Source organism: Bordetella sp. H567, assembly GCF_001704295.1.
Taxonomy (GTDB): Bacteria; Pseudomonadota; Gammaproteobacteria; order Burkholderiales; family Burkholderiaceae_B; genus Bordetella_C.
Genome location: NZ_CP012334.1, coordinates 1,483,660 through 1,506,397 on the forward strand (window position 1 = coordinate 1,483,660; position 22,738 = coordinate 1,506,397).

A 22,738-nucleotide genomic window follows, 5' to 3' on the forward strand; every position below is an offset into this window, starting at 1 on the left:
TCAGAGATATTCCACGTTGCCGTCCACGCTGATCGCCTGCCCGGTGATGTTGCGCGCCGCCGGCGAACAAAGGAACAGCGCCAGCGCAGCGACGTCCTCGGCTGTGACCATGCGCCGCAGCGAGATCTTGCGCAGGTATTCCTCGCGCATGGCCTCCACCGGCACGCCGGCCGCCGCGGCGCGGGCACCGATCACGCCGTTCATGCGGTCGCCTTCCACCGTGCCGGGAAGAATCGCATTGACGCGCACGCCATGGGGGCCCAGCTCGATCGCCAGGGATTTCATCAGGCCGACGATCGCCCATTTGGTGGCGGCGTAAGGCGTGCGCAGGGCGTAGCCCAGCCGTCCCGCCACGGAGCTCATGGCGATCAGGCAGGGACTGCCGGAGGATTCCTTCAGCAGCGGAACCGCGCGCCGGGCGAAATAGAAATGGCTGTTCAGATTCACATCGATCGTGCGGTCCCAGTCGCCGTGCTGCAACTGCTCCACGGGGCCGGTCGGCCCCGAGATGCCTACGTTGTTGACCAGGACGTCCAGGCCGCCCAGCGTGTTGGCCACGTCGTCGAAGACGGTGTCCACGTCGCGGGCGACGGAGGCGTCCGCCGTACTGGTCGTGATGTCGGGCGCGTCGGCCGTCAGCCGCCCCAGGGCGGTGCGATCGATGTCGCAGACATGGACCCGGGCGCGCGCCTCCCGGAAAGCCAGCGCCACGGCCGCCCCGATGCCGGATCCGCCGGCGGTAACGAGAACGCGCAGGCCTGGCGGCGGGCGCAGCGAGTCGATGATACCCATGGGCACGTGCTTGTCTCCCGGATTCCTGGATACGGATAGTGTCGGGGAAGCACGGGACGACGTGTATGTGCGTAGTGCACATCTGGATGGTCCTGTTGATATCATGTTCGCACTCCCCGGGGCGGCATCGTCGCGCGGGCGCGGTGGGTTCGGCGGCCCCGGCGCCCTGGCCCCGGCCGGTCGCCGGTGCCATCCGGGTAGTCCATGGAACGTAAAAGACACATAGGCATCCGTCCGGATTCCGCGGCAGGCCCGGACATGGGGGCGATCGCGGCCGACCTGGTCGGGTTGCTGCACGCCAACGCGCCTGCGGACGACTTCGCCGCCCGTCTGGCTGCCCTGGAGGCCCTGCCGGATGCCTTCCCACGCAAGAGCGGCCTGATCGAGCTTGCGCGGATGGCGATGGGCCTGCGCCACCGCCTGGAACAGCACGAACAGCGCGAACGCGGCATGCTGGCGGTCATCGAATCGGCCCAGGACCTGGCCAGCCGTCTCGATCTGTCCGAGCTGCTCAAGGCGATCGTGATACGGGCCAGGGATCTCCTGCGCGCCCACCTGTGCTGGTTGACCATCTACGACGCCGACATCGGCGAATTCAAGGTAGTGGTGGCCGACGGCGCCATTGCCCAACGCACGGGCAGGATGACGGCACAGCGCGCGCTCGGGGTGGCGGGTGTGGTCATGTCCACGCGCTTGCCTTTTGCCACCCCGGATTACCTGCATGACAACCGTTTCATCCACGATCCGGAGCTGGACGATATTTTTCGCGACGAAGGGGTGGCGGCGCTCGTGGGTGCGCCCTTGATCTGGGAGGACAGCGTCATCGGCCTGCTTTTCGTCGCCGATCGCTACCACCGTACCCATACGGCGCTGAATGTCTCCATCCTGTGCACGCTGGCGACTCACGCGGCCGTGGCCATCAACAATGCCAAGGCCTTCGCGGATGCGCGGTCCGCCCTCGAAAAGGCCGGCCTGGCGCGCGCGGAACTGGAGCAGCGCGCGCGAGACGTCCAGGATGCCGTCGAGGCGCATGAACGCCTGACCTCGCTGCTCGCCCGGGGCGCGACGCTGGGAGAACTGTGCCAGGCCGTCGCGCAGCTATTGCAGGGCGGCATCCTGGTGCTGGACGAAGCGCACCATGTCATCGCGCGCGCCGCGGCGCCCGGCTACACGGGCGGGGCGGCCGACGCCTACGGCCCCTACGGCCCCTACGGCGCGGCGCTGGCCCGATCGCTGAAAGACAGCCGGCGGGCCGGCCGCTCCACCATCGCCTATGAAAGCGATGGCGAGATCTGCCGCGCGATCGCCGTGATCGGAGGCGACGATGTCCTTGGCGCCGTCCTGCTGTTCCGGCACGAGGACATGCGCGACATCTCCATCCGGACCTTCGAAAGAAGCTCCAGCGTCATCGGCATCGTGCTTTTGTCGCAGGAGCGCATGGAGGCCAGCAAACGCCGCGACGTATCGGAGTTCCTGCGATCGCTCATTTCGCCCAGGCAGGGCGAACCTGCGCTGACGCGCGATGACGCCGACCGTCTCGGCCTGGACCTGTCGCGGCCGCTGACGGTCATGCTGGTGGAGTCGGACCGGCCCAAGCCCCTGTCCCTGGCGCGGCGCGCGCGCGGCACCCTGGCGCTGCCTGGGCTGGTCCTGGATGAAGTCGACGGCGTGCTGGCCCTGGTGTGCGCGGCAGAACAGGCAACGGCAGTGCGTCAGGCCGTCGGCGAGTTTGCCCGCCGCGAACTGGGCGATGCGTACCGGGGCGTGTTGTCGCGGCCCGTGCGCGGCACGGCCGAAATACCGGCCCTGTATGCCTCGTTGCGGCGCGCGCTGTCCATCGTCGCGCGGCTGGGCATGGGCGGGCGTATCGTCGAGCAACACGAAATCGCCCTGTATTCCGTCTTGTTCGAAACGCAGGATCGCGCGAGCCTGAACGCCTTCCTGGCTTCGACCGTCGGTCCGCTCATCGAACAGGACCGCCAGCGCGGGACCGAACTGGCGGCGACCCTGCTTGCGTATTTAGACCAGCAGCAGAACGCCACCACGATCGCTTCCATGCTGGGCATCCACGTCAATACCGTCCGGCAGCGGCTGGCCAGCGCGGAGGCGCTGATCGGCACCTGGCGCGACGGCAGCCGTGCGCTGGAAATTCACGTCGCCCTGCGCCTGTGGCATATTGGCGTCGGCGCCGATCAGCGGCCGGACGGTCTCAGTTTCCCTTCAGGCCCAGCCGCTTGATCGTCGTGGACCAGCGCTCGTATTCGCTGGCGATATACGCCTGGCATTGTGCCGGGTCCTTGTCCATCGGCTCCGCGCCCTGGAATCGCAGGCTCTTCATGACCTCCGGATCCTTCAGCGCGGATTGCAGCGCGGCGTCCAGCTTCTTCAGGATGGGCTCCGGCGTGCCCCGCGGCGCGGCCAGTATCTGCCAGGTGCCCGCATCGAAGCCCTGCAGCGCCTTGACGCTTTCGCTCAGCGTGGGCACTTGCGGCAGGGCCTGCGAACGCTTGCCGGAGGTGACGGCAAGTGGCTTGACCTGCCCGTTCTGGATGAAGGGCAGGGCGCTGTTGAACGAGCCGGAATACATGAAGCTGGTATTGCCGGCGACCAGGTCGGTCAGCGCCGGGCCATTGCCCTTGTACGGGACATGTTGGAAGTTCAGGCCCAGCCGGTTGGCGATATCCATGCCGACCAGATGATCGATGGACCCGTTGCCCGACGAGCCCATGAAGTACTTGCCGGGATTGGCCTTGACCGCGGCGTAGAGATCCTCGGCGGTGGCGACGTTCATCTTGGCCGGGGTGAGCAGGATCAACGGCACGTTGACCGAGCAACTGGCGGCGACGAAGGCCTTGCGCGGATCCAGGTCGGCGCGGTCGAACAGCGGGGGCGCGGTCGTGACGGACGACGTGCCGTACATCAGCGTATAGCCGTCCGGCCTGGCCCGCATCAGTTCCTGCGTGCCGATGTTGCCGCCGGCGCCTGCCTTGTTCTCGATGATGATCGGGGTATTGAGTTCCTGGGACACCTTCTTGAACAGGACGCGCCCGATGGCGTCCGTCGGACCGCCGGGCGCGAAGCCGATGATCAGCGTGATGGGCTTGCTGGGATAGTCGTCGGCGGCCTGTGCGGCGCCGGCCGCGAGCGGCAGCGCCAGGGCGGCGCACAGCGCCGCGATGCCTGATCGATGGTCCATTCTTCTTGTCTCCTCGAACCTTGCTAATTGAAGTGGAAGTGTGAGCAACAGGTATTTTCGCGTCTTGTCCCGCCGGTCAGGCGGCCAGCCATTCCGGCGCATGCGCGCCATTGGGCGCGGGCGGCAGCGTCCAGCCCGCCGGCGTGCGCGAAAACCGCGCCACCGGTGGCAGCTGTTCCAGCGGGCCGTAGGCCGACTGGCGCGTTTCCAGCACCGGCGTCAGCGCTTCGGCGAAGTGGCGGCGCGGCTTGGCGGCGTCGAAGGCGGGATCCAGGCCCAGTTCCTGCACCCACATCGACGTCCGCGCCAGCGATACCTTGACGTGATAGCTGCCGCCTTCGCGCGCGCGGCGGATCAGCGCCATCATGACGCCGGCCGCGCCCAGATAGCCGGTCAGATAGTCGTTCAGCAGATACGTCGGCACGATGCGCGGACGGCCGCCGCCGCCCTCGGCGACCGACACGCCGCTGATCGCCTGGCCCAGTTGCTCGAAGCCGCCGCGATTCCCCCAGGGGCCCGTGTCGCCGAAGCAGCTGACGCTGACGTAGATGACACCGGGACGGATGTGCGCGGCTTCTTCCGCGCCCAGGCCACGTCGCGCCATGCTGCCCGGCCGCCAGGACTGCACCACCACATCGGCGCCGGCGATCAGCCCGCGAGTCCGCTGCAGGTCCACGGCCCGGTCCAGGTCCAGGAAGGCCGAGCGCTTACCGATATTGGTGTCCACGGTCTGGCGAAACGGATCCTGCATCATGGGCGAGGTCACGCGCAGCACATCGGCGCCGTGTTCCGCCAGCGAACGGGCGACGACCGGCCCGGCGATCACATGGCCCAGGTCCAGCACCCGCAGGCCCTGCAGCGCGCGCGTATCGGTGGGCAATGCGGTGGCGCCGGCAGGTTCGGGCTCGCTGTCGGCAATCTTCTCCACCTGGATCACCGGCAGGTTCGCCAGCATCGCGCCTTGCGGATGCGCCAGCCATTCCTGTCGCGACCGGGCGTGGATGCCGGGCAGCTTGCGCTGCGCGAAGGCCTCTTCCAGTTCCGCCGCCTCACGCCGGCCGATCGCCGCGCCCAGGGCTTCGGCGGTATTCGCGCATTGCAGCAGGTCCAGCACGCCATCGCGCAGGTGCGGATACGACCCGATGGGGAAGAACCAGCGGCCATCGACCGTCCGGTAGAAATCCGCCTTCAGTTCGGTCAGCAGCGACAGGGCCGGCAGCGAATAGCCGCTCTGCGTCTGGAAATGGCCGGGATTCAGCGAGCAGGCCGCCTGCATCCAGTCGATGCCGATGGTCTGGTGCTGCCCGCGCGCCATGCGCCACCATTGCTCTACGCCCAATGCGTAGACGCCGATCGCGCTGGCCGCGGCCAGCGTCAGCTTGTGCGGCGTATCGAAGGCCGGCGCCGCGCCGTGAAAGCGCAGGCGGGTGGCGGGGTCGGCGTCCAGCGTTTGGTGCGGCGCGGACAAGGCGGAAATGGCGCGGCAGGCCTCTTCGGCCAGCGGGGATAAAGTGGGCATCTCGGCTCTCGCAGGGAAGGGACGGAAAGTCTAGGGCGCGGCATTCCTTGCGTCCAATATATGATTGCGGGGTCTGTAAGACAGGAAATGTCTTGACTCCACCCCATGCTGAACGCCCGACTCCTGCGCCAATTCATCGCCGTCGCCGAAGAACTGCACTACGGCCGCGCCGCGCAGCGCGTGGGCATTGCCCAGTCCCCGCTCAGCCAGGCCATCCAGCGCCTGGAGGTCTACGTCGGTACGCCCCTGTTCCTGCGCAACAAGCGTTCGGTCGCGCTCACGCCGGCCGGCCGCGTTTTCCTGGAAGAAGCCCATCAATGGCTGCAATACGAGCGCATCGCGGTGGAGCGCGCGCAGCACGCGGCCGGCGGCGAGATCGGGCAGCTGTCCATCGGCTTCATCGGCAGCGCCGGCTACGGCTTCATGCCGGAATTGATCGGCCGCTTCCGCAGCCTGTATCCCCAGGTGCGCCTGCGCGTCGTCGAAATGACCACGCGCGACCAGCTTGACCAGTTGAAGGGCCGTTCGCTGGACGTTGGCTTGCTGCGTACGCCCCTGCCGCAGGAAGGGGCGATGATCCATACACGGCTGCATCAATACGACCGCCTGATGGCCGCCGTGCCCCTGCACCACCCCTTGGCCGGCCGCAAGCGGATCGCCTTGCGCGAACTGGCGCAGGATTCCTTCGTCGCGTTCTCGCGCGACAAGGTACCGGCCGCGCATGCGCAGCTGATCTCGGCCTGCGCGACCGCCGGCTTCCATCCACGCATCGAACAGGAATGCGCCCAGGTGGCGAGCGTGGTGTGCCTGGTGGCCGCGGGCCTGTCGGTGGCGCTCATCCCCAGCAATCTCGCGTCCCTGATCCATCCCAAGGTGCGCTACATCCCGCTGTCGGACAAGACGGAATCCCTGCGCCAGGAAATCTCGCTGGCCTGGCGCCGCGATGACGACAACCCCGCCCTGGCGTGCTTCCTGGATGCGGCACGGCCCCTGTCGATGGCGCGGGGATAGAGCGTCGCGCCGGCTGGCGCCTTCCAAGAAGCTCCCGGTGGGAATACGGGTTTTCCGCTGTCAGAAAAGCGGAACGCGCGTCCTCATAACTCCACGTACCGGGGTCAGGGCGGCTCGCCCCGGTTTTCATGGAGGAGGCCTTATGGTGCAAGTAGGAGGACCGACAGATTCTTCCGTCATCGTTGGCGGGGCGGGCGTCCCGTCCCGTCCGCCGGAGCAGGAACTGGATTCCCTGGGAGGAGGATTGCTCCTGGCAACGCTCTTTTTCTCTGCAACGCCGTATCGGGAGCGAATCGTCGATATCCTCCGCGTCATCCAGGGGACGCAGAGAGGTCGTGAATTGCTGCACGACTTCCGTACGCTTGCCGCGCAGGGCAAATACCCGTCGCTGGACCTCGCGGACCCTGGCGAAATCCCAGGGCGAGAGGCCGACAACCCGCAGGGCCTTTTCCTGAGCCAGGACGCGCTTACCGCGGGCGCTTCGGAAATCGGCCTGTCGCCCGAAGAAGAACATGCGCCGGCCGTCGTGCTGCGCTTGACGCAGATCCGGAATTTCCTCGCGCTGCATGGCCAGAATGGGCAGTCCAACACGTCGGGGATGGATGTCCTGGACGTGCCGATGGACCCGGAGGCCACGGCGGCGGTTTTCCGCCAGGAACTGGAGGCCGCCGCGGCGAGCAGGTCGAAGGCCGCGGCCATCGACCCGACCGTGCCGGGCCGTTCGGAGCAGCACGCCGTGCTCCGCAGGCAATCGACGGGCGGCGCCAATCCCTACGCGGCTGTCACCGAACCGCCGCCTGGGTCCACGGGCATTTCGTCCCTCGAAACCAATGGCTCGCCGCAGGAAGAACACCGCATTGGTCCCGGCGGCGCGCGCCGTGTGTTTCGCTGGGCCGAACGGAAGGTCCAGGCCTTCCGGGATTTCGTGCTTCGCCGGCGCGAACCGGATGGTATCGAGCAACCCGTGGAGCAAACCGATCGGCCCATCATCAAGGGCGCCACGGATCCAAAGACGAGCCGTCACAAGCGTACGCACTCCATCAGGAATTTTCGCGAGATAAACAGCGCGAAGACGGATACGAATACGGCCCGTCCGCGCTCCGACACCACTCACCCCACGCGCTAAGGAGAGATCATGACCGTCCAAACAGTCAATGCCACGCCTGCCAATTTTGTGCCCACGCAGGAAACCGCGCCTCCCGACCGCCCACCCAAGCCGGAACTGGACGATCTAGACGGTCATCTGGAGGCCTATCTCGCGCAAACCGTCAAGCCGCACCGTGAACGGCTTGCCGATATCATGAGCGTGATAGACGGCACCGACATCGGAAAGGCGTTGCTGGATCACTTTCGCGATCGGGCCAAGCAGAACAACGCACTGGTGGTGAACCTGCTGCCGGCGGGGACGCCGCTACCAGAGGGCGCGGCCGCGCTAGGCCTGTGGGTGAACGAGGCAGAACTGACGGCGGGGGCGCAGCAGATCGGCGTTTCGCCCGAAGTGCAATATGCGCCTTCGGTTTTCCAGGGCCTGGTGTTGGCGCGCAATGCCTCGCTGGGCCAGCTCCCTATCGGAAACGCCGGGCCGGACGATAACGGGCATGCCGCCAATGCTGCCAAGGATCTCGCGAATCTGCTGGCCCGCTTCCAGCAGGAATCGGCGGATCGCCACGACGGCGTCGTCTGGCGCCCGGCGTCCGGGGACCCCGCTCATGCCCAGGAACAGGCCCGCCTGGCCGCCGAGGCCATCACGCAGAAGGCGCAGGCGTTGCGCCTGGTCCCCACCGACCCGAAGCCCGGCGCGAATGCGGGCAGTCCGAATGGGAACGACATCGCTGCCGCGGCCCAGCCGCCCATCCCCGATATAACGGTGTCATCGCCGTCCTCCGGTAAGCCCGGGTTCGACGCAGCTGCGGTGGTCCCTCAACAGGGCCGTCAGCGTATCGGCTCGGCGCCGGCTGCGTTGACAGGGCTGGATGGCGCGTCGGATTCGCGCAGGGCCTCCACCGGCTCCGTACACAATTCTCCTGGCCCTGTTCCTGTCGAGGTTACGAACAACGGCGCGCCAGGCCCGAGTGGCTTGCCCATGGTTGCCGCGCAGCCATCGGACAAGGGATCGAACGTTGATTCAACCGACTCCGGCATCACTCCGGCTTCCAAGGTGAAGAAGCGCTGGCCGGGGCGCGTCACGCAGTGGGTGGACAAGCGTTTCCAGGGACTTGTCGACATAGCGTCGAGATTGCGACAGCGTCGTGGACACGAAATCGTCTCGCAGCAGTCTGGGTCTCGATCGAATTCCGTCAGTTCGACCGGCAGCTCGACGGCGAAATCGGAAGAGAACAAGCCGGTGTAAGCCCGCCGAAGCGCTTCATCGCCGAAGCGCTTCATATACGCCAGGAGGCACCGCGCGCCTAAGCGGGCGCGTGCCGACCGCCGCTATGCCGGCCGGTCGGCGCGCGCCGCGCGGCGGCGCCCTCCAAAGGTATTGATCACCAGTCCGGCCATCACCAGCAGGGCGCCTCCGATCTGCGGCGGTGTAGGGATTTCTCCCAGCAGGCCCGCCGCCGCCGCCAATCCGATGACCGGGATCAACAGCGAAAACGGCGCCACCTGCGCGGCAGGATGGCGCGACATCAGCCACGCCCATAGCCCATAGCCGACCAGCGTGGCGATGAAGGAAAGGTAAATCACCGCGAACACCGACGAGCCATGCACCGACACCAGCGCGGCGTGGATGCGGTCCGGTCCCTCCAGCCACCAGGACAACAGGAAGAAAGGTATCGGCGGTATCAAGCTTCCCCAGACCACCAGCCCCAGCATGTCGGCCTTGCCGGCCTTCTTGGTGGCGATATTTCCCAGGCCCCACATCAGCGCCGCGCACAATGTCAGGGTGAAGCCCATCAGCGTCATGCCGGCACCGCCTTGCTCGCCGATCAAGGCCAGCCCGCAGGCCGCGACGATCAATCCCGCGGCATTGTGCGCGCGGAAGCGTTCGTGCAACAGCAGCGCGCTCAAGGCCACCGTGAAGAAGGCCTGGGCCTGCAGTACCACCGAGGCCAGGCCGGCCGGCATGCCCACCGCCATGGCGGTAAACAGGAAGGCGAATTGCCCCAACGATATCGTCGCGCCGTAGGCCGCCAGCCAGCGCAGGGGGATGGCGGGGCGCTTGACGAAGAAAATCGCCGGAACGGCGGCCAGCAGGAAACGCAGGCCACCCAGCAGCATGGGCGGAATACCGTTCAGGCCGACCTTGATGACGACAAAGTTCATTCCCCAGGCAAGAATGACGACGAAGGCCAAGGCCAGATCGCGGGGCGGCATTGCGGCTCCATGATGTAACAGAGCCTTGATTGTCCTATATTTGCGCAAGCCGGCACCCGCCGGCGCACAGGGGGGCTCATGCGCGATACCGAATCGTTCGAATACCGCGACCATCGGATCACGATAGACATCCAGCGGGTGCCGGCCGAATCCGATACCGGCGTCTATATGACAACCATCACGATCGCCGCGCCCGGCCCGGACGGCAAGCTCGGTGCGCCCGCCTATCTGTGCAGACGGGCGCAGTACATATTCCTCGATGAAGCCGCCGCCTACGCCGCCGCGGCCGCGCGAGCCAGGGCCTATGTCGACGCGGCCGGGGCCGCGCCCTAGGCCTTGTCAACTGTTGAGGGTCATGGCAGGAGCATGGCGACGGCATAGCGTTTGCGTAAAAGACGCGCGCCTCATGGCGAGGCCAAGGAGATCACCATGAATTCCATTCCGCCCATCGGTCCCGTGCGACCGGTCGATCGCCTCGGGGCAGCCCATCGTGTCCATGCCGTCGAGCGCATCAACGCTGTCGATCCGCTCCGGCCCATCGATCCGGGCCTGCCGGAAAATCCCGACATCCCGCCCAAGGACCCCGTGCCCGGTCCCGGCAAACCGCCCGTGGGGGCGCCGGTGCCGCCGCAGCCGGCCAAGCCGGACAAGGGAAAGGGAGAGGGCGTCCCCATGCCGGGCCCCAGCGCGCCTGACGGTGGCTGGGTGGCCTGACGCAGCCACACCGTCCGCGTACGATCCCGACCGCGGTCGTCCGCCCCGGATCAAGCAGCCTCATTTGCCCAGCAATTCGCCGATGGCGCCTCCCAGGCCCTTGACCGCGGAGCCGACGCCCTCGGCCACGCCTTCGACACTGACGCCCACGGCCTTGGCGAATCCGCCCACGATGCGAGTGGAAAGGTCGTCCGTCAGCGAAAACTTGGGGTCCTTCAAGCTGCCCTGCAGGGTGAACTCGAAACTGACCTCGCCCTTGCGGTCCTCGAGCGCGGCAATGATGGCCCTGCGCGGCAGCGTGCTCAAGCTGCTGCTGTTGTTGAATTCCAGGTCGCGCAGCTTGGCCTTGCCCTGCGCGGACAAGCGCTGATCGCGAACGTGCGTCGTCATGTCCAGGTCCAGCTGCCCCGCCGCCAGGAGGGATGGCGCGTGTCTCTGCAGATACGGCGCCAGCAGGCCTACGTCGGCACCGGATGTCGTGGTGCGCATATCGGTGTCGTGGCTGGGCAGGGCGAGCCAGCCGTCGACGGTGACGGTGCCGCGTCGCTGCTTGCCGACCATCTGGCCCTTCATCTTTATCTGTGTGTGTTCGTCGTTGGCAGGGGCATGCAGGGGCCCGATTTCGGCGTGGACGTTCTCGAAAGGGACCCGGTACGGCGTTTTGGCGATGCGGCCGTCGAAGAAATCCAGGCGTCCCTTGTCCAGCACCAGCAGGCCGACGGCGGTTTCGCGCTTGGGATGGCCTTGCTCCTCGGTCGCTTCGCCACGGGCCTCGGCGCGTTCGCGGGCACGCTGGCGCAGCGTCGGCAGGATCTGCAGGCTGCCGTCCGCGGAACGCAGGATGGACAGGTAGTAGTCGCTGACCTCCACCCGGCGAATGTCGATGCGATCCGAAAGCAGGGCCCGCCAGTCCGGCTCCAGCGTGACGCGGGCCGCACGCAGCGTCTGGCGCGAGGGCCAGTCGGGTGGGGCGCCGATTTCCACATCCTGCAGCACGATGCGCGTCCAACCCACGTCGATGTGGGCGGCGTGGCCCTTGTCACCCATGATGTCCTGGATGCGGCTGATCACGAGACGCGACGCGATATGCAGGGCGCCGACCGCGATGAGGACGATGAGCAGGACGGCGAGGAGGATGATTTTGGCCGGTTTGGTCATGGGGATCTGTTCTGTGCTTGCGCGGCTGCGGCGTATTCGGCGGCGCCGGTGCGACCTGGACTTTATAGAGCGATGTTGGCCTTATAGCGGAAAGACGGCAAGCCTATCCTGATGGCGGAGTCGGCATGCGCGCCATGCTGCACGGATGACCATGGAACGGGGTGTCGGCGTAGGGCCGTGCTAGCATGCGCCGCTTGGCCGACAATGGCGGCAGTGGCGCGTATCGCCGCATTGATTCGCATGCCTGCAATGCCCGCGATGGCTTCCATGCCGACATCGCCAACGCGCCTTCCCGCGCATCGTCCTTGCGTTCGGGAGACAGCCATTGAACATCGAGGAGCGTCCATGGACACCGACGAAAAACTCGCGCTGATCGCGCAAACCATTGCCCACCAGGGCGGCCAGATCAGCGCACTCACGGCATCGCTGCTGTGCGTGCTGCATATCGCGCGTGGCTCGCCTGGCCTGCGCGAGGCCGTCGAAGCTCGCTTGGAACAGAATTACGCCGGCCTGCTTGCCCGCTCGGAAAGCCAGCAATACGTGGCCGGCTTCGAATCGATGCGTGATTCGGTGATCGCGGCGCTCAAGGACTGACTCCCGGCCGCCAGCGCCCTGTGCCGCATCCGCGCAGCCCCGCTTCAGTGCTTTTCCTCCGCCTGCCGCGCGCCTTCGCCGGGCAGCATCGCGTCCACGATCGCGTCGCCGAAGCCCTCGCGCAACCCCAAGGCATTGCGGCCCTGCGGTGTCACGGCCAAGCCACCTTCCCGCTGCGCGACCAGCCCCTGCTCCATCAATTCCCTGGCCCGCAGCTCATCAATGGTGTGCTCGCCAGCGTGAATTTGTTTAAGCAGTTGTAGTTGTTCCTGGGTCAACATGGCCGCCTCCCTATGCGCGGCGAGGGGGCCCGCCGGCGCGTTGCAAAAAACCGACTTTGCGCAAGCGGCATTCCCGCGCGCTGGGCAAAAGCGGCATGCGAATGCGGTCCACGAGGCGGCATGCGCGCAGGGCCGCCGGGAAAACCCGGGTTAACTTTTTGTCATATTGTGGTTACAAAACATTCCGCGACATGTCATGCAACGGGGGTATGCTCGTTCGGCAACTTCGTATAGGGGAGAACGCGTGCATCGAAATAACGACGTCTATAAGGGCTATCGCCTGACCGCCAAGGTGGCGCGCGATCTACCGCCGCCGGTGGATGGCGGCGCGCCCGTGTTCCGCGCGGTGGTGTGCGTGGCGCCTGCCTCGCTACAACCGACGGACGGGGACGAATATCCTATTCCACGCTTTATGGACGGCGGATTCGTTTACAGCCCCGCCGAGGCCGTCCATGCGGCCGTGGCCTATGGGCGTGAAATCGTGGACGGCCTGGCGGGAGCGCGTCTGGCTGCGTCATGACGGCTTTTTCCCAGTCCACACTGGGACAGCTGCGCGCCCTGGTCGGGCCACGGCCTTTATTGTGTCCATGCGTGCGTATCGTGCTGGAACAGCCGGACGGCGCCATCCTGCTGCATGCGCGCGCCGACTTTGCCGGTATGTGGGGATTGCCGGGCGGGCACATCGAAATCGGCGAATCCGCCGAACAAGCGGCGCGGCGTGAAATCCAAGAGGAAACCGGCCTGGTCCCAGGCGCCCTGCATCCTTTCGGACATGCGTCCGACCCGAAGGTGGAGATCGTGACGCTGCCCAATGGCGACGTCTGCCACTATCAAGCCGTGCTGTTTCACTGCCGGCAATTCCAAGGCAAGATGCGCGCCGATCCGCTCGAAACGCCGGAGTTGCGATGGATCGGCCTGGACGCCGACCCGCTTCCGCCCATGATGCCGCACGTGCGCGCCACCGTGGAAGCATTCCGCCGCTATCGTGCCGGCGCGGGCTTCCAGCTGCTTTGACGCGAGGCAGGGAAGAGGCAGGCCTGGCGGACGCGGGCCCGGCGGGATGGGTGACCGGGCCGTTGCGCGCGGCGCCCCGAACGGCGCGGCAGGAAAGCCGCTGGCGCTACATCGAGGTCAAAGCGCCTGTGCGCTGAAGGTATCGCACTGGCGCGGATCGCCGCTGGCCAGCCCGCGCTTGAACCAGCGCACCCGTTGCGCCGACGTTCCGTGCGTGAACGCGTCCGGCACCACATAGCCCTGGCTTTGCTTCTGCAGGCGATCGTCGCCGATGGCGCTGGCGGCGTTCAATGCTTCTTCCACGTCACCGGATTCCAGGATGTGCCGGGCGCTGTCGGCCTGCTTGGCCCACAGGCCGGCGTAGCAGTCCGCCTGCAGTTCCAGGCGCACCGACAGCGCGTTGGCTTGGCGCGGGTTTTCCTGCTGCAGCGAAGTCACGCGTTCGGAGATGCCCAGTAAATGCTGCACGTGGTGCCCGACTTCGTGCGCGATGACGTAGGCTTGCGCGAAATCGCCGGGCGCCTGGAAGCGGCGCTTCATGTCGTCGAAGAAGCTCAGGTCCAGGTAGACCTTGCTGTCGGCCGGACAGTAGAAGGGCCCCATCGCGGCGCGTCCGGTGCCGCAGGCGGTATTCGTCGCGCCGGTGTACAGCACCAGCTTGGGCGGGACATAGGACCGCTTGGCATGGTCGCGGAAAATCGCCTGCCAGGTCTCTTCCGTTTCGCCCAGCACTTTCGCGACGAAGCGTCGTTGCGGGTCGTTGGCGGGGGGCGCCGTGGCGGTGGCGGGGGCCTGCTGGCCCGCCGGGTCCTGCAGCACCTGCAGCACCACGGACGGATCGACGCCAAAGTACATCGCCACCAGGGCCAGGATGATCGCGCCTATGCCGAGTTTGCCGCCGCCAAGGCGCATTCCCATTCCACGCCGATCTTCCACATTTTCGCTTTCAGGCGAATCGTCCAAGCGCATGAGCTTCTCCTTCGCACCGCCGGGCGGCGGATGTGTTCTTGCAAGATGTTAGGATAGCCGCATGGCGCAATTCTTTACCGTACATCCCGCGAATCCACAGCCGCGTTTATTGAAGCAGGCCGCCCAATTGCTGCGCGACGGCGGCCTGGCCGCCGTGCCCACCGATTCCAGCTATGCCGTCATCGCGCGCCTGGATGACAAGGCCGCGGCGGACGGACTGCGCCGTTTGCGCGGCCTGGATGAACGCCATCACCTGACGCTGATTTGCCGCGACCTGGCCCAGCTCGGTCATTTCGCGCGCGTGGACAACCGTCAGTATCGTATGCTGAAGGCCGCCACGCCGGGGCCTTTCACCTTCATCCTGGAAGCCACGCGCGAGGTGCCGCGGCGCGTTTCCCATCCTTCGCGCAAAACGATAGGGTTGCGTGTGCCCGCTCATCCGGTCACCCTGGGTTTGTTGGAGCAATTCGGCGAACCCTTGCTCTCCACCACGCTGATCCCGGCCGGCGAGACGGAGGCCCTGAACGACGCGCAGGAAATCCGCGAACGCTACGAACACGTCCTGGCCGCCGTCGTGGACAGCGGCGCCTGCCCCAAGGAACCCACGACCGTCGTCGACCTGACCGGCGACAGCGCGGAACTCATCCGGGTGGGGCGCGGCGACCCCTCCCAGCTCGGAATCGCCTGATCCATGGACGACATCATCCAGTCGATCGCGATATACGCGATCCCCGTCATTTTTGCCATCACGCTGCACGAGGCGGCGCATGGCTATGTCGCCCGCATGTTCGGCGATCCCACCGCCTACCAGATGGGCCGGGTCAGCCTGAATCCGGCCCGGCATATCGATCCGGTCGGCACGCTGCTGGTGCCCCTGGTCATCCTGCTGGCCTCCAAGCTGCTCGGCAGTCCGGGCATCCTGTTCGGCTGGGCCAAGCCCGTTCCAGTGGATTTCAGCCGGCTGCGCCGGCCCAAGCAGGACATGCTGTGGGTGGCCGCGGCCGGCCCGGCCTCCAACCTCGTCATGGCCATCCTGTGGGGCATCATGCTCAAGCTGGTCTACCAGAGCGGCGGGGCCGGCGGATACTGGTTCGACATGGCCTCGGCCGGGGTGCAGATCAACCTGGTGCTGATGGCCCTCAACCTGTTGCCGCTGCTGCCGCTGGATGGGGGACGGATGCTCTACAGCCTGTTGCCGCATCGGCTCGCCTACCAATACGGGCGTATCGAGCCCTACGGCATGATGATCGTGCTGCTGCTCCTGTTCAGCGGCGCCCTCTGGGTGTTCCTGAAGCCGATTTTTGCGCTGGGCAGCACGGTGGTCGGCTGGTTTCTATAGGTTTTTTCCCGCTATCCGGTAAACTCGCGGGATTTACAATTCAAGTCCCCGCCGGCGTCGGCCAGCGGGCTCCGGAGCCCCCATCACATGGCATCCTCGGCATCCGCCGCTGGCGTTACTTTTCAGGGCAGCATGGTGGCCCTCGTCACTCCCATGCATCCCGACGGCAGTCTCGATTACGCCGCCTACCGCGCGTTGATCGACTGGCACGTGGCCGAAGGCACTGACGCCCTGGTGGTGGTCGGCACCACGGGCGAGTCTCCCACGGTGTCCATGGAAGAACATGCCGAATTGATACGCGTGGCGGTGGAACATGCCGCGGGACGCGTGCCGGTCATCGCGGGCGTTGGCGCCAATTCCACGGACGAAGCCATCCACCTGGCTCGCCACGCCAAGGCCGTGGGCGCCCAGGCGGGGCTGTCCGTCGTTCCCTACTACAACAAGCCTTCCCAGGAAGGCCTGTACCAGCATTTCCGGCGCATCGCCGAAGCCGTGGACCTGCCCACCGTCCTGTACAACGTGCCGGGGCGCACGGTCGCGGATATGTCCAATGAAACCGTCCTGCGCCTGGCGCAGGTGCCGGGCATCGTCGGCATCAAGGACGCCACCGGCGATATCGGCCGGGGCGCCTTGCTGCTGCGCGAAGCGCCGGCGGGTTTCCAGGTGTTCAGCGGCGACGATCCCACGGCGGCAGCCCTGATGCTGCTGGGGGGGCGCGGCAATATCTCCGTGACCGCCAATGTCGCGCCTCGCCTCATGCACGATCTGTGCGCGGCGGCGCTGGCGATGGACGTGCCCAAGGTGCGTGAACTCAACGCGCGGGTGGCTCGTCTGAACAAGGCCCTTTTTGTCGAGGCCAATCCGATTCCCGTCAAGTGGGCCCTGTCCCGTCTGGGACGCATGCCCTTGGGCTACAGGCTGCCACTGGTGGAGCTCGGTTCGCAGCACCACGCTACGGTGGAAGCCGCGTTACGGGACGCGGGCCTGCTCTAAAAGCATTCAATGAGGATACGTATGAACAAGCGCCATGCCGGTTTCGCGGCATTGCTTACCCTGGTCATGCTGGCCGGTTGCAGCGACGTCAATCAAATGCTCGGGAAGGAAGAGCCTATCGATTACAAGAGCGCGAGCAGCCAGCAGGCCCAGCCGCTCAGCATTCCACCCGACCTGACCCAGGCCGCCGCGGACCCGCGCTACAAGGCGCCGCCCAGCGGCACGACGACCTTCTCGCAATACCAGGCGGAAGGCCAGCAGCAGGCCGTCGCCCAGGCCCAGGGCAAGGGCAGCGACGTGCTGCCCCAGCGTACCGATATGCACGTCGAGCGCGATGGCGATGTGCGCTGGCTGGTGGTCGATCTGCCGCCGGCCCAGATCTTCGGCAAGGTGGTCGATTTCTGGACCAGCAACGGCTTCACCATCCAGACGAACAATCCCACCGCGGGCTTGATCGAAACCGATTGGGCGGAGAACCGCGCCAAGATCCCGGAAAGCTGGCTGCGCCAGGCATTGGGATTCGTGCTGGAGCAGGCCTACGATAGCGGCGAGCGCGAGAAATTCCGCACGCGCATGGAGCGCGTCAACGGGCATACCGAGATCTATATCAGCCACCAGCACATGGTGGAAAAGAATGTCGGCCAGCGCGATTCCGGCAATCTGCAGTGGCAGCCCGGTCCGGAAGATCCCGGCTTGAATGCCGCGATGCTGGCCCGCCTGATGGTCTATCTGGGCACCAGCGTGGACCAGGCCAAGACCATGGTCGCCAAGGCCGAGAACACGCCCGTGCAACCGAAGGTGGTGCGTGATGTACAGGCCGACGGTGCCCGCCTGAACGTGCAGGAATCCTTCGACCGCGCATGGCGCCGTGTCGGCGTGGCGCTGGATTCGGGCGGCTTCACGGTCGACGACCGCGATCGCTCGGCCGGCGACTTCTATGTTCGCTACCTGGATACGGATACGGGCGTGCAGCGGGATGAACCGGGCTTCTTCAGCCGCCTGTTCGGTACCGCCCGGCCCAGCCAGGCCCCGCAATACCGTATCCATGTCGTGGGCCAGGGCGCCAGCACACAGGTCACCGTGCTCGATACGAACGGCAAGCTCGACAGCAGTCCCACGGCCCAGCGTCTGCTGAGCGTCCTCGCGGACAAGATGTCGGCGGTGCAGTAAACCGCGTGGGGCGGTTCGTCGCCGTACGGACCGCCGGCCTGCCCATCGCGCGGTGTTTCAGGGGCGGCGCCTCGGCGCGCCTCGCCTGAAGGCCTATCCACCCGACGGGCAATAAAAAAGGAACGCACAATGCGTTCCTTTTTTGTTGCCGGCCGACTGGTCGGCGTGGCGGGGGATCTTCCGTCGCCGGCCCTGTCAGGCCCGCGATATCCGGCGATCCCTTACACAGCCACCGTTACTTCGTGGTGGTCGTGCCGCTGCCGGCCGCGCCGGGCGTCGTGGTGGCGCCGCCAGCCGCCGGGGGCGTGGGGGCGGTCGACGGTGCCGTGGTGGACGGCGTGCTGCTGGTCGAACCCGTCGGGGCGTTGCTGTCATGCTTATTGCAAGCGGTCAGAGAGACGGCCAGAACGCTAGCCAGAAGCAGTGTTTTCGTCATCATTCGAGATCTCCTTTGTGATGGCATCCGTGCGACCCGGCGAGTCTGCCCGCGCAGAGCCCTAGCCGGGATGACGGATCCAGGCTACAGGAGATACCCGAACGATTGAGTATGGAAATTAAAGCTTGCGAGACCCAAACGAAACAGGCCTTGCTCGGATGTATAGGGTTTTTCCTAATGTGTCGTTTGGGGGGTAAAACCGTCCGAATTGTGTGGTCTGGAAACTTTTCAGGCTTTTCAGGGTGCTTTTTTATGCGGCCGAGGCGGCGCCCAGCGTGCCTGAGGGCGCGCCACGCGGCGTATTACGCCTCGGGGTCATAGACCAGCCAGCCATCGTCCAGCCACTGCGTCAGGCATTCCCGTTCTTCTTCCGTCAGGGTGCGGGCCGCCGGCTCCGCGCAGGCCAGGCGGCGGGCATCGGCCAGCCGGCGCAAGGCCGGGCTGGCCGACACGGGCGCTGTTTCGCCATTGATGAACAGCTGCCGGCCGCGATAGAGGAGACGGGTGCGGCGATCCAGGCGGAGCATGCCGGTCTCGGGCCATTCGGCCGCGAGGTCCGGGCCATCGGCGGCCGGCGTGTCGAACACGGCCGTGGCGCCCGGTTCCGTCAACCAGCAGCCCAGGAAGCGATGCGCCAGGGCCTCGTCGAAACGCACGCGGCCCACGGCATCCAGCGCCGCGGCGGCCAGGCCGTCGGGCAATTCTGCGGGATGCGCGGTCGCGGCCTGGCTCGGGTCGCGGTAGCGCCCCTGCAGGCGCGGGCCGGGGAGGGCGGGTTCGCCATAAGGTCCGCTGGGCTGGCCTGCGCGCGCCAGGACCTGTTCCGCGGCGGCCTCGAGCATCCCGCGGGCCAGCGTGGCCTGGTCGGGCGCGCGAAAGCCGATCGAAATCGTCATGCAGTCGCCTTGGGCGATGCCGTCATGCGCGAGCTGCGGCGGCAGATACAGCATGTCGCCCGGTTCCAGTACGTAGGTGGCTTCGGGTTCGAAGCGGCGCAGGATTTTCAGAGGCAGATCAGGCTGCAGGCTCAGGTCCCGCTGGCGGCCGATGCGCCATTCGCGCCGCCCCACCGCCTGCAGCAGGAAGACGTCATAGCTGTCGAAGTGGGGCCCCACGCCGCCGCCATCGGTCGCGATGCTGATCATGATGTCATCCAGCCGCGCGTCCGGAACGAAGCGGAAACGGTGCATCAGTTCGGCCGCGGCATCGTGATGCAGGTCCACGCTCTGGACCAGCAGCGTCCAGTCCGGCTCGGAAGCCTTGGGCAGCCGAGCGAAGGGGCCTTGCTCCATCTGCCACTGCCCGTCCTCGCGCCAGATCAGGCGTGACGCCACGTCGTCCCGGCGCGCCATCCGCTTCAGGTCGGCGATGCCCAGCGGCGGCTTGAAGCCGGGGATGGCCTGGCGGATCAACAGCGGCTTGCGCTGCCAATGGGACTTCATGAATTGGGCCGGGGTACGGCCGCCCAGGAGATCCAGCGGCTGGTTCGGATTCGGAGAGGTCATGGCCGGGATGTCCAGGTCGGGGTGGGATCGTCGATTCCCGTGCGAGGCCTGTGGTCGGCGGTCGTCATGGCAATTGCGCCTTCAGTCGATACAAGGTTTCCAGGGCCTCGCGCGGGGTCAGGCTGTCCGGATCGACGTCGGCCAGCGCGTCACGCAGGGCCAGCAGCGATTCGCTTTCCTGCGCTGCCGCGGACTGCGCCGCGGAGTGCGCATCGGCTTGCGCGGCGGCGGCGAACAAGCCCAGCTGTGGCGTGGGCGCGCCCTGGGCCTCCAGCCGTTCGAGTTCGCGGGAGGCCTGGCGGATGACGGCCGCCGGCACGCCGGCGCGCTGCGCGACCTGGATGCCGTAGCTGCGGCTGGCGGGACCCTCGCGGACTTCGTGCAGGAAGACGATGCCGCCGGCCGATTCCGCCGCCGCCAGGTGGACGTTGGCGGCCGTGGCCTGTTCCGCGGCCATGCGGGTGATCTCGAAATAATGCGTGGCGAACAAGGTCAGCGCGCGGTTGTGCGTGAGCAGCCGCAGCGCGATGGCCCAGGCCAGGGCCAGGCCGTCGTAGGTGGAGGTGCCGCGGCCGATTTCGTCCATCAGCACCAGGCTGGCGGGTGTGCTGGCGGCCAGGATGGCGGCCGCCTCGGTCATCTCCATCATGAAGGTGGAGCGGCCGCCGGCCAGGTCGTCGGCGGCCCCGATGCGCGTGAAGATGCGGTCCAGCCTGCCGATGCGGGCGCGCGCGGCGGGGACGAAGCTGCCCGTGCGAGCCAGCAGCGCGATGAGCGCGACCTGCCGCATATAGGTCGATTTACCGCCCATGTTGGGGCCCGTGATCAGTAGCATGCGCCGCGTCGCGTCCAGCTTGCAGCTGTTGGGCGTGAAGCGCTCGATGGCGCGCTCCACGACGGGATGGCGGCCGGCCTCGATATCGATCTCGGCGTCCTCGGAGAGTTCCGGCGCGTTCCAGTCGTGGCGGCGCGCGTGCTCGGCCAGGGCCGCCAGCGTATCCAGCTCCGCCAGCGCCGATGCACAGTCCGACAGCGCGCGCACGTGTCCGCCCAATTGTTCCAGGACCTGCTCGTACAGCCATTTTTCCCGGGCCAGCGAGCGGTCCTGCGCGGACAGCACGCGGTCTTCCCAGGTTTTCAGTTCCGGCGTGATGTAGCGTTCGGCGTTCTTCAAGGTCTGCCGGCGGCGGTAGTCTTCCGGCACCTTGTCGGCCTGGCCTTTGCTGACCTCGATATAGAAGCCGTGCACGCGGTTGAATTCGACGCGCAGGTTGGAGATGCCGCTGCGTTCGCGTTCGCGGGCTTCCAGCTGGATCAGGAAGTCGCCGCCATCGGTGGCCAGGGCGCGCAGTTCGTCCAGGTCGGCGTCGTGGCCGGGAGCGATGACGCCGCCGTCGCGGATGGCCGCGGCCGGCTCGGCGGCGATGGCGCCGGCCAGCAGGGCGTGGATCGTGGGATCGGGCGACAGATGCGCGGCCAGGGCCGCGAAGCGGCCGTCGCTGGCCAGGGCCCGCACCTGCTCGCACAGGACGGGCAACTCCGCCAGCGCGTCGCGCAGGCTGGCGAGTTCGCGCGGCCGCACGGAGCGCAGCGCGACGCGCGCCGCAATGCGCTCGATATCCGGAAAGCGCTTCAGCGTATCGCGCAGCGATTCCAGCGGCAGCGCGGCGGCCAGGCCGGCCGAGGTATCCAGCCGGGCCGCCAGCAGGGCGCCGATGGCCTGCTGGCGCTCGCGCACCGGCGCGTTGTCGCGTAGGGGGTGATGCAGCCAGCGCCGCAGCAGCCGGCTGCCCATGGGCGTGCGGCAGTTGTCCAGGATGGAGAACAGGGTGGGCGCTTCCTCGCCGCTGAGGGTCTGCGTCAGCTCCAGGTTGCGGCGCGTGACGGGATCCATCAGCACGTATTGGCCGGGGCGGTCGACGCGGATCCCTTGCACATGCGACAGTGCCTGCGACTGGGTGCGCGCCGCATAGCGCAGCAGCGCGCCCGCGGCGCGCACGCCGGCGGGCATGTCTTCCACGTCGAAGCCGGCCAGGGAGTCGGTGCGGAAATGCGCCAGCAGATGCCCCCGCGCCCCATCGCTTTCGAAATGCCAGTCCGGGACACGCGTCTGCGCGCCTTCGATGGCAACACGCAATTCCACCCCTTCCGGGTAGATGATTTCCGCCGGGGCGATGCGATGCAGTTCCGATTCGATCTGCGCGGGCGCGCATTCGGTGACGTGGAAATCGCCGCTGGCCAGGTTCAGCCACGCCAGGCCGGCGCGCGACGCGCGCGCGCCGCCGGGGAAAACGGCCGCCAGGCAGCGGTCCGCCTTGGCGGGCAGCAGCGCGTCGTCCGTGAGCGTGCCGGGCGTGACGATGCGCACGATGCGGCGTTCGACGGGCCCCTTGGATGCGGCCGGATCGCCGATCTGTTCGCAGATGGCGATCGATTCGCCCAGCGCGACCAGCTTGGCGAGGTATTGCTCCATGGCATGGACAGGCACGCCCGCCATGGGGATCGGGCTGCCGTTGGAGGCGCCGCGCTTGGTCAGGGTCAGATTGAGCAGCCGCGCGCCGCGCTCGGCGTCTTCATAGAACATTTCATAGAAGTCGCCCATGCGGTAGAACAGCAGCAGGGGGCCGGCTTCGGCCTTCAGCCTGAGATACTGCTGCATCATCGGCGTGTGGCCGGACAGATCGCTTTTTTCCATTAACACCGGGCAAATGACAGGCGCGGCCGCCGCG

Annotated in this window: 23 protein-coding genes; 13 read left to right on the forward strand and 10 right to left on the reverse strand. The window is 66.9% G+C overall.

All coding sequences use genetic code 11. From position 1 onward, the window contains the following. The gene (locus AKI39_RS06715; RefSeq protein WP_066633927.1) at positions 1 to 792 is read right to left on the reverse strand and encodes an SDR family oxidoreductase; all 792 of its coding nucleotides are present in this window, start codon (positions 790 to 792) and stop codon (positions 1 to 3) included. Between the two features lie 204 nt (positions 793 to 996). Between AKI39_RS06715 and AKI39_RS06720 the strand changes: the two genes are divergently transcribed. Further along, entirely contained in the window at positions 997 to 3,030 is a 2,034-nt protein-coding gene (locus AKI39_RS06720) for a helix-turn-helix domain-containing protein (protein ID WP_066633929.1), read from the forward strand. On the opposite strand, the gene AKI39_RS06725 is transcribed toward AKI39_RS06720, so the two are convergent. Continuing rightward, entirely contained in the window at positions 3,002 to 3,988 is a 987-nt protein-coding gene (locus tag AKI39_RS06725) for a Bug family tripartite tricarboxylate transporter substrate binding protein (protein WP_066633931.1), read from the reverse strand. The two genes, AKI39_RS06720 and AKI39_RS06725, sit on opposite strands and share 29 nt — an antisense overlap. A 76-nt stretch (positions 3,989 to 4,064) precedes the next feature. Beyond that, entirely contained in the window at positions 4,065 to 5,507 is a 1,443-nt protein-coding gene (locus AKI39_RS06730; RefSeq protein ID WP_066633933.1) for a CoA transferase, read from the reverse strand. Positions 5,508 to 5,612: 105 nt separating this feature from the next. Between AKI39_RS06730 and AKI39_RS06735 the strand changes: the two genes are divergently transcribed. From AKI39_RS06735 to AKI39_RS06745, 3 genes are read left to right on the forward strand one after another with little or no spacing between them, the layout of a single operon-like run. Further along, positions 5,613 to 6,518 carry a LysR family transcriptional regulator gene (locus tag AKI39_RS06735; protein WP_083228667.1) on the forward strand — a complete coding sequence of 302 codons (906 nt, stop codon included), beginning with the start codon at positions 5,613 to 5,615 and terminating at the stop codon, positions 6,516 to 6,518. A gap of 37 nt (positions 6,519 to 6,555) precedes the next feature. After that, entirely contained in the window at positions 6,556 to 7,644 is a 1,089-nt protein-coding gene (locus tag AKI39_RS06740; RefSeq protein WP_145925211.1) for a hypothetical protein, read from the forward strand. A 9-nt stretch (positions 7,645 to 7,653) separates the two neighbouring features. Further along, a complete protein-coding gene (locus AKI39_RS06745) occupies positions 7,654 to 8,868 on the forward strand; it encodes a hypothetical protein (RefSeq protein WP_066633937.1) in 1,215 nt (404 codons plus the stop codon). A gap of 83 nt (positions 8,869 to 8,951) precedes the next feature. On the opposite strand, the gene AKI39_RS06750 is transcribed toward AKI39_RS06745, so the two are convergent. After that, the gene (locus AKI39_RS06750; protein WP_066633938.1) at positions 8,952 to 9,836 is read right to left on the reverse strand and encodes an EamA family transporter; all 885 of its coding nucleotides are present in this window, start codon (positions 9,834 to 9,836) and stop codon (positions 8,952 to 8,954) included. A gap of 78 nt (positions 9,837 to 9,914) precedes the next feature. On the opposite strand from AKI39_RS06750, the gene AKI39_RS06755 reads away from it, so the two are divergent. Together AKI39_RS06755 and AKI39_RS06760 are read left to right on the forward strand one after the other, a co-directional pair. Further along, on the forward strand, positions 9,915 to 10,169 hold the full coding sequence (locus AKI39_RS06755; protein WP_066633940.1) for a hypothetical protein: 255 nt from the start codon (positions 9,915 to 9,917) through the stop codon (positions 10,167 to 10,169). A 96-nt stretch (positions 10,170 to 10,265) separates the two neighbouring features. Next, a complete protein-coding gene (locus AKI39_RS06760) occupies positions 10,266 to 10,550 on the forward strand; it encodes a hypothetical protein (RefSeq protein WP_066633942.1) in 285 nt (94 codons plus the stop codon). A 60-nt stretch (positions 10,551 to 10,610) separates the two neighbouring features. Here the strand turns inward: AKI39_RS06760 and AKI39_RS06765 are convergent, their stop codons facing one another. Then, positions 10,611 to 11,708, reverse strand: coding sequence for a DUF748 domain-containing protein (locus AKI39_RS06765; RefSeq protein ID WP_066633944.1), 1,098 nt, complete (start codon positions 11,706 to 11,708; stop codon positions 10,611 to 10,613). Between the two features lie 345 nt (positions 11,709 to 12,053). Here AKI39_RS06765 and AKI39_RS06770 point away from each other — a divergent pair, with 345 nt between their 5' ends. After that, positions 12,054 to 12,302, forward strand: coding sequence for a hypothetical protein (locus tag AKI39_RS06770; protein WP_066633946.1), 249 nt, complete (start codon positions 12,054 to 12,056; stop codon positions 12,300 to 12,302). Between the two features lie 44 nt (positions 12,303 to 12,346). Here the strand turns inward: AKI39_RS06770 and AKI39_RS06775 are convergent, their stop codons facing one another. Then, the gene (locus AKI39_RS06775; protein ID WP_066633949.1) at positions 12,347 to 12,583 is read right to left on the reverse strand and encodes a hypothetical protein; all 237 of its coding nucleotides are present in this window, start codon (positions 12,581 to 12,583) and stop codon (positions 12,347 to 12,349) included. Between the two features lie 244 nt (positions 12,584 to 12,827). Here AKI39_RS06775 and AKI39_RS06780 point away from each other — a divergent pair, with 244 nt between their 5' ends. Next, the gene (locus AKI39_RS06780; RefSeq protein WP_145925212.1) at positions 12,828 to 13,103 is read left to right on the forward strand and encodes a hypothetical protein; all 276 of its coding nucleotides are present in this window, start codon (positions 12,828 to 12,830) and stop codon (positions 13,101 to 13,103) included. Continuing rightward, positions 13,100 to 13,597 (forward strand): NUDIX domain-containing protein, encoded by a 498-nt coding sequence (locus AKI39_RS06785; protein WP_066633953.1) that lies wholly within the window; start codon positions 13,100 to 13,102, stop codon positions 13,595 to 13,597. The genes AKI39_RS06780 and AKI39_RS06785 overlap by 4 nt, the downstream gene beginning before the upstream one ends. A gap of 117 nt (positions 13,598 to 13,714) precedes the next feature. Here the strand turns inward: AKI39_RS06785 and ypfJ are convergent, their stop codons facing one another. Beyond that, positions 13,715 to 14,566, reverse strand: coding sequence for a KPN_02809 family neutral zinc metallopeptidase (gene ypfJ, locus AKI39_RS06790; RefSeq protein WP_066633955.1), 852 nt, complete (start codon positions 14,564 to 14,566; stop codon positions 13,715 to 13,717). Between the two features lie 61 nt (positions 14,567 to 14,627). On the opposite strand from ypfJ, the gene AKI39_RS06795 reads away from it, so the two are divergent. From AKI39_RS06795 to bamC, 4 genes are all read left to right on the forward strand, one after another. After that, entirely contained in the window at positions 14,628 to 15,254 is a 627-nt protein-coding gene (locus tag AKI39_RS06795) for an L-threonylcarbamoyladenylate synthase (RefSeq protein ID WP_066633957.1), read from the forward strand. Positions 15,255 to 15,257: 3 nt separating this feature from the next. Then, entirely contained in the window at positions 15,258 to 15,905 is a 648-nt protein-coding gene (locus tag AKI39_RS06800; protein WP_066633959.1) for a site-2 protease family protein, read from the forward strand. A gap of 87 nt (positions 15,906 to 15,992) precedes the next feature. Further along, the gene (dapA, locus tag AKI39_RS06805; RefSeq protein WP_066633961.1) at positions 15,993 to 16,898 is read left to right on the forward strand and encodes a 4-hydroxy-tetrahydrodipicolinate synthase; all 906 of its coding nucleotides are present in this window, start codon (positions 15,993 to 15,995) and stop codon (positions 16,896 to 16,898) included. Positions 16,899 to 16,919: 21 nt separating this feature from the next. After that, positions 16,920 to 18,068, forward strand: coding sequence for an outer membrane protein assembly factor BamC (bamC, locus tag AKI39_RS06810; protein WP_066633963.1), 1,149 nt, complete (start codon positions 16,920 to 16,922; stop codon positions 18,066 to 18,068). A 235-nt stretch (positions 18,069 to 18,303) separates the two neighbouring features. Here bamC and AKI39_RS06815 read toward each other — a convergent pair whose 3' ends face one another. From AKI39_RS06815 to mutS, 3 genes are all read right to left on the reverse strand, one after another. Then, positions 18,304 to 18,507, reverse strand: coding sequence for a hypothetical protein (locus tag AKI39_RS06815; protein ID WP_066633964.1), 204 nt, complete (start codon positions 18,505 to 18,507; stop codon positions 18,304 to 18,306). A 299-nt stretch (positions 18,508 to 18,806) separates the two neighbouring features. Beyond that, positions 18,807 to 20,009, reverse strand: a complete 1,203-nt coding sequence (locus AKI39_RS06820; protein ID WP_066633966.1) for a cupin domain-containing protein — start codon at positions 20,007 to 20,009, stop codon at positions 18,807 to 18,809. Positions 20,010 to 20,073: 64 nt separating this feature from the next. Next, complete coding sequence (mutS, locus tag AKI39_RS06825) at positions 20,074 to 22,704, reverse strand: DNA mismatch repair protein MutS (protein ID WP_443103161.1); 2,631 nt, start codon at positions 22,702 to 22,704, stop codon at positions 20,074 to 20,076. Positions 22,705 to 22,738: the final 34 nt, after the last annotated feature.